The sequence below is a fragment of the Kiloniellales bacterium genome, assembly GCA_030064845.1.
GTDB lineage: Bacteria > Pseudomonadota > Alphaproteobacteria > Kiloniellales > JAKSDN01 > JASJEC01.
Map to the genome: position 1 here is coordinate 1 of JASJEC010000105.1, position 9,015 is coordinate 9,015.

At 68.9% G+C, this 9,015-nt stretch carries 8 protein-coding genes; 5 read left to right on the plus strand and 3 right to left on the minus strand.

What is annotated here, in order from left to right:
• From QNJ67_22955 to QNJ67_22965, 3 genes are all read left to right on the plus strand, one after another.
• On the plus strand, positions 1-661 hold a 661-nt coding region (locus QNJ67_22955; GenBank protein ID MDJ0611850.1), incomplete at its 5' end, for a YbfB/YjiJ family MFS transporter.
• Positions 662-770: 109 nt separating this feature from the next.
• A complete protein-coding gene (locus QNJ67_22960; GenBank protein ID MDJ0611851.1) occupies positions 771-2,336 on the plus strand; it encodes an HTTM domain-containing protein in 1,566 nt (521 codons plus the stop codon).
• Positions 2,333-2,761, plus strand: coding sequence for a DCC1-like thiol-disulfide oxidoreductase family protein (locus tag QNJ67_22965; GenBank protein MDJ0611852.1), 429 nt, complete (start codon positions 2,333-2,335; stop codon positions 2,759-2,761). Before QNJ67_22960 ends, QNJ67_22965 begins: the two co-directional genes overlap by 4 nt.
• A gap of 199 nt (positions 2,762-2,960) precedes the next feature.
• Here the strand turns inward: QNJ67_22965 and QNJ67_22970 are convergent, their stop codons facing one another.
• The 3 genes from QNJ67_22970 to QNJ67_22980 form a co-directional block, all read right to left on the minus strand.
• On the minus strand, positions 2,961-4,505 hold the full coding sequence (locus QNJ67_22970; GenBank protein ID MDJ0611853.1) for a DHA2 family efflux MFS transporter permease subunit: 1,545 nt from the start codon (positions 4,503-4,505) through the stop codon (positions 2,961-2,963).
• 62 nt (positions 4,506-4,567) lie between these two features.
• Positions 4,568-5,686 carry an HlyD family secretion protein gene (locus tag QNJ67_22975; GenBank protein ID MDJ0611854.1) on the minus strand — a complete coding sequence of 373 codons (1,119 nt, stop codon included), beginning with the start codon at positions 5,684-5,686 and terminating at the stop codon, positions 4,568-4,570.
• 233 nt (positions 5,687-5,919) lie between these two features.
• Positions 5,920-7,179: a fatty acid desaturase gene (locus QNJ67_22980; GenBank protein ID MDJ0611855.1), complete on the minus strand. Its 1,260-nt coding sequence runs from the start codon at positions 7,177-7,179 to the stop codon at positions 5,920-5,922.
• A 401-nt stretch (positions 7,180-7,580) separates the two neighbouring features.
• On the opposite strand from QNJ67_22980, the gene QNJ67_22985 reads away from it, so the two are divergent.
• Both QNJ67_22985 and QNJ67_22990 read left to right on the plus strand, forming a co-directional pair.
• Positions 7,581-7,871, plus strand: a complete 291-nt coding sequence (locus QNJ67_22985; protein MDJ0611856.1) for a putative quinol monooxygenase — start codon at positions 7,581-7,583, stop codon at positions 7,869-7,871.
• Positions 7,872-7,901: 30 nt separating this feature from the next.
• Complete coding sequence (locus QNJ67_22990) at positions 7,902-8,837, plus strand: pirin family protein (protein ID MDJ0611857.1); 936 nt, start codon at positions 7,902-7,904, stop codon at positions 8,835-8,837.
• The last annotated feature ends 178 nt before the right edge of the window (positions 8,838-9,015 follow it).

A 9,015-nucleotide genomic window follows, 5' to 3' on the forward strand; every position in this document is an offset into this window, starting at 1 on the left:
GTCGCTCGCCGCGCTGCTCTTCGTCGTGCGGGCGGTCCCGCGGGAAACCGGGCACGCGCCGGCGGCGGCCAGGCCGGACGCGGGCCGGCGGCGCCCGGGCCTGGTGCGCCTGGTGGCGGCCTACGGCCTGTTCGGCTTCGGCTACGTGATTACCGCGACCTTCCTGGTCGACATCGTGCGCGCCGCGCCCGAGCTCAGGGTCGTGGAGCCCGTGGCCTGGCTCCTGGTCGGCCTGACCGCCGCGCCCTCGGTCGCGTTCTGGACCTGGGCGTCGAACCGGCTCGGTCTCTACCGCGCCTTCGCGCTGGCCTGCCTGGTCGAGGCCGCCGGCGTCGCCGCCAGCGTGATCTCCACCGAGCCGCTCGCCCTGGCCCTGGCGGCGGCGCTGCTCGGCGGCACCTTCATGGGACTAACCGCGCTCGGCCTGGTCGGGGCGCGGCGCCTCGCCGGGGGCGATCCCCGCCGGATATTGGCGGCCATGACGGCGGCCTTCGGGTTCGGCCAGATCGTCGGACCCGCCCTGGCCGGCCTGGCCTACGACGCGACCGGCAGCTTCCAGCTGCCCAGCCTCGCGGCGGCCCTCGCGCTGCTGCTCGCGGCCGCCCTGGTCGCCACGCTCGACCGGCCGCGCGAGAACCCGGCGGCCAGGGAGCAAGGCTGAGGGGGGGCAAGGCCGGCCGGGGGTCCGCTGCACGTATGGCGTGTTATTTCGTAACACTTCCGATGTAGGGTTTTCCGGGTGTTTTCCAGGCAATCCGAGGAGCCGGGGCATGGCCAGTGACGCGGCGGCAGCAGGGAGCGGAGGGCGCAGCCGGACCGGCGGGGCGGGTCTGCTCGGCGGCATGTCGGCCTACGCCAGCGGGCTGTTCGCCGAGCGGGTCGACGGCGCCTCGCTCGCCGTCGTGCGTGTCCTGCTCGGGATCCTGATCTGCGTCGATGCGGTCAGGAAGGGCGACTACTTCTTCTCGCCCAACGAGGGGCGGGACTACGTATTCCGCTACGACTGGTTCCACTGGCTGCCGGAAAGTCCCGAGGCGGCGGCCTATCTGAAGGTCCTGCTGTTCGTCTGCGGCGCCTGCGTCGCGGCCGGGCTGGTCTACCGTCTGGCGATGGTGACCGCGACGCTGCTGATCACCTACGGCTTCCTCCTCGCCGAGGAGTACTACCTCAATCACTACTACCTGCTGATCCTCGTCTGCCTGCTCTTCGCGGCTTGCCCGGCGAACCGCGTCTTCGCGCTCGACCGGCTGATCTTCGGCGGCGCCAGGTCGGGCCACACCGTGGCCGCCTTCTACCTGCTGCTGGCCCGGCTGCAGGTGGAGATCGTCCTGCTCTACGCCGGCCTGGTAAAGATCAACGAGGACTGGCTGCGCCTGGAGCCGCTCAGAACGTGGCTGCTCGATGCCCAGGACGAGGTCTTCTTCGGCGCGATCTGGCAGTACGACTGGGCCGTCGCGGTCGGCGCCTACGGCTCGATCGCACTGCACATCATCGGCGCGCCGCTGCTGTTCTGGAAGCGGACCCGCATGCCCGTGTTCCTGCTCTACGTCGGCTTTCACCTGACCAACCATTTCGTCTTCAACATCGGCATCTTTCCGTGGATGACCATCGCCCTGACCACGCTGTTCTTCGACCCGGACTGGCCGCGCCGGCTGCTCGGCCTGCAGGCGCCCCACGAGACCGGCGCGGCGGCCCTGGCGAACCCCGTGTCGGCGCTGTCGCGGCGGCAGGCCGCGCTGCTGACGGTTGGCGTGCTCTGGCTCGGGTTTCAGGCGCTCTTCCCGCTCCGGCACTACTTCTATCCGGGCGACGTCGCCTGGACCTACGAGGCGCATAAGTTCTCCTGGCGCATGAAGCTGATCGATCGCTGGTCGCCGGGATTCGTCATGGCCGTGCTCGTGCCCGAGCGGGATCTGGTGATCTTCCCCCGGCTCGAATGGAGCCTGTCGCGGCGCCAATACCGCAAGGTCTCGACCCGGCCGGGGATGATGCGCCAATTGGCGAACCAGGTGGCGGAGCGCTATCGCGAACGCTACGGGACCGACGAGGTCGCCGTGCACGTGATCATGCCGGTCGGCTACAACAACCGCCGGCCGGTGTACCTGATCGATCCGACGGTCGATCTGGGCGCCGAACGGCCCGGCTTCGGCCACAGCGCCTGGCTCAACACTGTGAATACCGAGCCCCTGCGCCATATAGAGGAAGTCATGCGCGACGCCGGCGGCTGGGTGAGGCCCACCTTCGCAGAGGCCCTCGAGACCGTCGGCTTCCCCGCCGTCGACGATTGCCGCTCGCAAGGGCAGGACAGGGAGATCCGGTGCACGATTGCGAAGTGAGCGCGACGCCCCCCGAGGCCCTCGGCCGCATCATGCTCGGGCAGGACCACGCCCTCGCTGCGACGCCCTGGGTGCTCTACGACGGCGATTGTCCCTTCTGCACGGCCTACAGCCGCTTCGCGCGCATCAGCGCGGAACTGCCGGGCCTGCGCGTGCTTAACGCGCGCGATGCGGGCCCCGAGGTCGACCTGGTCACGGGCCTCGGGCTCGATCTCGACGAGGGCATGGTCCTGCAGGAAGACGGCGCGCTCTACTACGGCCGGGCCTGCATGCACCGACTGTCCCAGCTCGCCACCCGGCGGCGCCTGCCCAACCGGGCGCTGGGCGCCCTTATGCGCCCCGGCATCGCCGGCGAAGCCTTCTACCGGGCCCTGGTCCGCATGCGCCAGGCGCTGCTCTTCTTGATGGGCCGCAAGCGCCTCTAGCAGGCTGCTGGAAAAGCGCACAGTCGGCACCATCACCCTTCGACAAGCTCAGGGTGAGGACGATATGTTTCAGACACTTACCCTCATACTGAGCTTGTCGAAGGATGACCGTGATCAAGGGCTCCGGGCTTTTTTCGGCGGCCTGCTAGCGCAGGTCCGGGTTTGCCGGAACCGCGCGGCGCCCGGCAACCCGGGCTCGCTAGCGCTTGGGCAGTTTGCGGAAAAGGGGAACGAAGGGGATCAGGCCGGCCATGATGATGGCCAGGACCAGGAAGGCGTTGTTATAGGCGATCATGTTGGCTTGGCGGGTGACCTCCTCGGAGAGCGCGGCGAGGCCCGGCACCTCGGTGAGCGACCAGACATCGTCGAGTTGCCGGGACCGCGCCTGCTCGTGAAAGGGGGTGATCTGCTCGCCGAGCACGGCGCGGTTGATCTGCCCGTGGCGCGTATGCATGCCGATGATCAAGGCGGTGCCGATGGCGTTGCCCATGTCGAAGCAGAGGTAGAACAGCGCGAAGCCCTGGTCGCGCAGGCGCTCGCTGAGGCGCGACAGGGTCAGGGTGTTGAGCGGCGCCCAGACCGCGCCCGCCGCAGAGCCGTGCAGGAAGCTCGCCAGCACCACGTCGCTCGGCCGCACCTCGACGGTCCACCCGCTCATCAGCCAAGTCGACAGGGCGGTGACGAACAGCCCGAAGCAGAGGATGGCGCGGGGGTCGACGCGGTCGCGCAGGCGTGCGATGAGGAGGAGGCCCAGCACCGAGCCAATGCCCCTGGGCAGCAGAAGATAGCCGGTCTCGATCGCCGGATAGCCGCCGATCTGCTGCAGCAGCAGGGGCAGGAGAAGCAGCGGCAGGAACAGCGCGGCCCCGATCAGGAAGATGAAGATGATCCCGAGAACCAGGTCGCGATCGGCGAACAGGGCGCGCTCCAGGAATGGCCGGCGCGCGGTCAGGGTGTGGACCAGGCAGGCATAGAGCAGGATGCCGGCGACCAGCGCCTCGACCACGATCTCCGTCGAGTCGAACCAGTCGAGGCGCTCGCCCCGGGCCAGCATCAACTGCAGGATCGCAACGCCGAGGATCAGCGTGGTGAAGCCGATCCAGTCGAGCCGCTTCTGCTCGCGCCCCTCGTCCGGCACCAGCAGCCAGGCGGCGGCGAAGATCGCCAGGCCGATGGGAATGGTGACATAGAAGATCCAGGGCCAGCCGTAGTTGTCGATCAGGAAGCCGGCGATCGCCGGCGCGACCACGTTGGAGGTCACGAAGCCCATGGCCCAGAGCGCACTGGCCTGGGTATAGCGCTCCGGCGGAAAGGCGCTGATCGCGATGGTCTGCCCAACGGGAATCAGCACGGCGCCGAAAACGCCCTGGACGAAGCGCCAGGCGACAGCTTCCTCGAGGCTTGTGGCCAGCGCGCAGCCGAGCAGGGTCAGGGTGTAGCCGAGCACAGCCGTGAGGTAGACCCGCTTGCGCCCGAAGCGCGCCGCGAACCAGCCGACCGAGGCCGTGGTCATCGCGCTGCCGATGACGAAGGCGATCATCACCCAGGTGATCTGATCCGTGGTCGCCGAGAAGGCGCCGCGCATATGCGGCAGGGCGACACCGACGGAATTCCAGGTAAAGGAGTAGGCGGCCGTCCCCAGCGCCGAGCAAAAGACGATCAGCAGCCCCCGCCCGGTGATCGCGCTCGGCGGCGCCGCTTCGCCGGCCGCCCCGGCCCCGGCCGCCGCGTCACCGCTCGCCACGGCTCACCGGGGCGCCTGGGGAAAGCGCCCGCCGCCTGGCGCCGGACCGAAGGGAACCACGCCTACTCTTCGGCCGGACCGGCAAGCACACGCCCGAACACGGCGGCGGGCTTGCGCTCCTCGCCCGTGTCGATACGGACCGTGGCGGTCATGCCGGCGCGGAGCAGGTCCTGACCCACGCCGAGTGGGGCGGCGACGTCCGCGCCCTCGGCCGACTCCGGACTCTGGGTCCGCTCGAGATCGGGATTCTCCAGGCGGAGCCGGACCGGGATGCGCTGGACGACCTTGACCCAGTTGCCGGTGGCGTTCTGCGGCGGGAGGATGGCGAACTCCGCGCCGGTCGCGGGGCTGATGCTCTCGACCCGGGCCTGCCACGTCACGTTGGGATAGCTGTCGACGACGACCGTGGCGGACTGACCGACCCGGACATGGGTCAGTTGGACCTCTTTGAGGTTGGCCTCGATCCAGGGCTGGTCGATCGTGACCAGCGCGAACAGCGGGTCGCCGGCTTCGACATACTCTCCGCTCTGCAGGGTCACGTTGCTGAGGGTGCCGTCCGACGGCGCGCGCACCGAGGCATAGTCCAGGTCGAGGGTCGCGCGGGTCAGCGCCGCCTCGGCCTTCATGAAGAGCGGATGCCGTTCCACCGACAGCTCGGGACTGCCGCCGAGATCGGCGAGCACCATGGCGTTGTTCTCCTGCACCACGGCGAGGCGGCGGCGCGCCATGGCGAGGCTGTGCTCGGTCTCGTCGAACCGGACCTGCGTGCCATGGCCCTTGACCAGGAGCTGCTGCTGCCGCTGGTGGGCAATCTCCAGGTAGCGGATGCGCTCCCGGGCGGCCGCCACTTCCATCTGGCCCTCCCGGTAGTGGGCCCGCAGCGAAGAGATCTTCTGGCGCACATGAGCGAGCTCCGCCTCGGCCGCCGCGATCGCCGTCTCGAAGGGCCGGGGATCAAGGTCGAAGAGGAGGTCGCCGGCCTCGACGCGCTGGTTGTCGCGGGCCAGAACCCGGACGACCTGGCCGTCCACGTTGGCGCTGACCGTGATGATCTCGGCTTTGACGTAGGCGTTCTCGGTGGTGACGTAGCGCCCCCCGGTGGCGTAGACGTAGCCGACCGCCGCCACGACCAGCACGGGCGTGACCCCGAGAAGCAACCCTCGCAACGTCTTGCGCCTCACGGCCGTCTTCCCTGCACGACTTCGCTCGCGCCGACCGGACCGCTCAAATAGGGTCTGCCGCGGCGGACCACTTCGGTTGGCGCTGCCTCAATTAGTGTAAAGCCGAATCGGAAGGCATAAAAGAGGTAGAGTCGGACGCGGTTCACTTCAATCGACGGCAGTGCCGGAAATGTTACCCCGCGCCGAAGCCCTCTTGGCGGTGGCGGCGCCTTTTTGTCGGCGCCGCCCTCCTGTCAGCGCTTGACCGGTGTCACGGCCGGCTCGCGCACCAGCAAGGCCTCACAGAGCTGGTCGCACAGCATCTGGCGCGCGCGCTCGACGATCTCGTTCATCGAGGGGCTGCGGACGAAGAGGTCCTCGGCCCGCGTCCGAAGGTCGGCGAGGCTGGGCATCTCGGGCAGGTGGGCATTTCGAATCAGCTCCGTCACGTCGTGACGGGCCGTCTCGACCTTCTCGTCCAGGTGCCTGTGCCAGCGGTCCAGGCGTTCCACCAGCTCGCCGTGAAGTTCGTCGAACGAGCTGTCCAGGCGGGCCCTCTGATCGGCCATCCTGGCCGAGAGCGCGGCGACGATGGGCTCGATCTGGAAGCTGGCGGCAAGCTGGCCGGCGGCTCTCTCGACCACTGCCCGGCCGAGCTTCTGCTCGCTGCGCACGACCGACCGCGGCGGCTCGCGCAGATCCCACACCAGGCCGACCGCGGACAGCCCCTTCAGCAGGTAGTAGGTCAGGTCGAACTCGTACCAGCGGAAGCCCTGGCGCGCCGAGCCCTGGTAGTGGTGATGGTTGTTGTGCCAGCCTTCGCCAAAGGTCAGCAGCGCCAGCCACCAGTTGTTGCGCGACTGGTCGCCGGTCAGGTAGCGGCGGCGGCCGACGACGTGGGCGAGCGAGTTGATCGAGAAGGTCGCGTGCCAGACCGCCACGGTGGACCAGAAGAAACCGACCACCAGGCCCGACCAGCCGGCGAGCAGCCAGACCAGGAAACCGAGGACGACCGGCGGCAGGTAGTGGTTCCGGTCGAGCCAGCGCAGTTCCGGAAACTTGGCCAGATCGGGGACGGCGTCCAGGTTGGTCGCGTGGTAGCGCGGCGTGAAGATCCAGCCCAGATGGGCGTGCCAGAACCCGTGGCGGACCGGAGAGTGCACGTCGTCGTCCTGGTCCGAGAAACGGTGGTGATGGCGATGGGTGCCGGCCCACCACAGAACGCCGCGCTGGGCCGAGGACTGGGCAAGCCAGGCCAGGACGAAGGCGAAGACACGGCTGGTGCGGAAGCCGCGGTGCGAGAAGTAGCGGTGGTAGCCGGCCCCGATCGCGAAGATCCGCAGTGCATAGAGCCCGACGGCGATCAGGACATCGCCCCAATGGACCCCGGTCCAGATGGCGCCCAGGCAGGCCAGGTGGGCCAGGACGAAAGGGATCGCCTCCGGCAGGCGGTAGCGCTGGGTGAACGGCGTCGCGCCGCCGTTCAGGCCGGTATCTGGGGTAAGACGCTTCATTTCGCTGCGGGCCTCCGGTTTCACGGGGTTGTTCTTGGCGTGCGCGTTTCGCAAACATGGCGGTTTGTCGCCGTCATTCCAAGCGCGGCCTGACCCTGCGTCCCGGCGGGCCCCGCCGACAGACCGCCCGCACAGCGGCGGCTGGTCTGTTCAGGCTTCCTACCACGAAAATATGAAGATCCGGGGAACCGGGCGCCGGCCATGACCGGGCCGAGTTCTCCGACGTTCTGATCCGCTCGATATCAACTTGTTAGAGGAGATTCACCGGGCTTGTCGGATCGCCTATGGCGATTCCGTCAAGAACCGGATCTGCTCTAGGTGGAAAAAATTCTGGTACCGTGGCGAGGCCGCGCCCAGTTATGCCGGAGGGAATGCGCCAGGAGCAGGGGGAGGCCCGCGCCATGAGCACGCTCACCATCGTCGCCGATATCCGCGTCAGGCCCGACAGGGTTGAGCAGGCCAAGGCCGAGCTCCTCAAGCTGGTGGCACCGACCCGAGCGGAGGCCGGTTGCCTGCAGTACGACCTGCACCAAGACAACGACGACCCGGCCCATTTCCTGTTCTTCGAGAACTGGGAGACGCGCGAGCTCTGGCGCGCCCACATGGAGAGCGACCATATCGCCGCCTTCCGCGCCGCCACGGAGGGCGCCATCGAGAGCGTCGCGCTCTCCGAGATGACCAAGGTCGGCTGAACCGCCCCCGCAAGACAGAGGAGACGCCCGTTGAGCTGGAACCAAGCGCTCGACCCGCAATGCCCGGAGGCCGCCCAGGCCGACGCCGTCGACACCCTGATCGTCCCGCGCGCCCGCGACCTCGGCGGCTTCGAGGTCCGCCGCGTGCTGCCGTCGAGCAGGCGCCAGATGGTCGGCCCCTTCATCTTCTTCGACCAGATGGGCCCGGCCTGCTTCGCGCCCGGCAAGGGCATCGACGTGCGCGCGCACCCGCACATTGGGCTCGCCACGGTCACCTACCTCTACAGCGGCGAGCTGCAGCACCGCGATTCCCTGGGCACCAACCAGATGATCTACCCCGGCGCGGTCAACTGGATGATCGCCGGCAGGGGCATTACGCATTCCGAGCGCACCAGCGCGCCGACCCGCGAGGCCGCGCACGACATCTTCGGCATCCAGACCTGGGTCGCCCTGCCGAAGAGCGCCGAGGAGACCGACCCCGGCTTCGAGCACTGTCCCGCGGAGAAGCTGCCGACGTTCCAGGCGGAGGGCGCGGAAGCCCGCCTGATCCTGGGCACGGCCTACGGCGAGCGGGCGCCGGTCAAGACCTTCTCGGAGATGTTCTATGTCGACGTCCAGCTCGCGGCAGGCGCCTCCCTGCCTCTGCCCGACGAGCACGAGGAACGCGGGGTCTACATCTCCGGGGGCTCCTGCACCCTGGCGGGCGAGAGCTACGACGCGGGACAGATGCTGGTCTTCCGTCCGGGCGCCAAGGTGACCATGACCGCCGGCGAGGCTGGCGCGCGGCTCATGCTGCTCGGCGGCGAGACCATGGACGGCCCGCGCTTGATCTGGTGGAACTTCGTGGCCTCGTCGCAGGAGAAGATCGAGGCCGCCAAGGAGGCCTGGCGCGCGGGCGACTGGGCCCACGGCCGCTTCCAGCTGCCGCCCGACGACAAGGACGAGTTCATCCCCCTGCCGGATTAGCCGGCAAGCCGCCGTGCCGGCGGGACGGTATGGCTAGCTCTGGGCGCTCCCGGCCTCGCTCTCGCTGCGGGCGTACTTGTCTTCCCACTTCTTGAAGCGCTGGCGGACGTCGCGGCCGATCGGGCTCAGGCTGAGCGCCGCCCGGAAGCCCTCGCCGACCAGACGGCCGGGCCAGGCG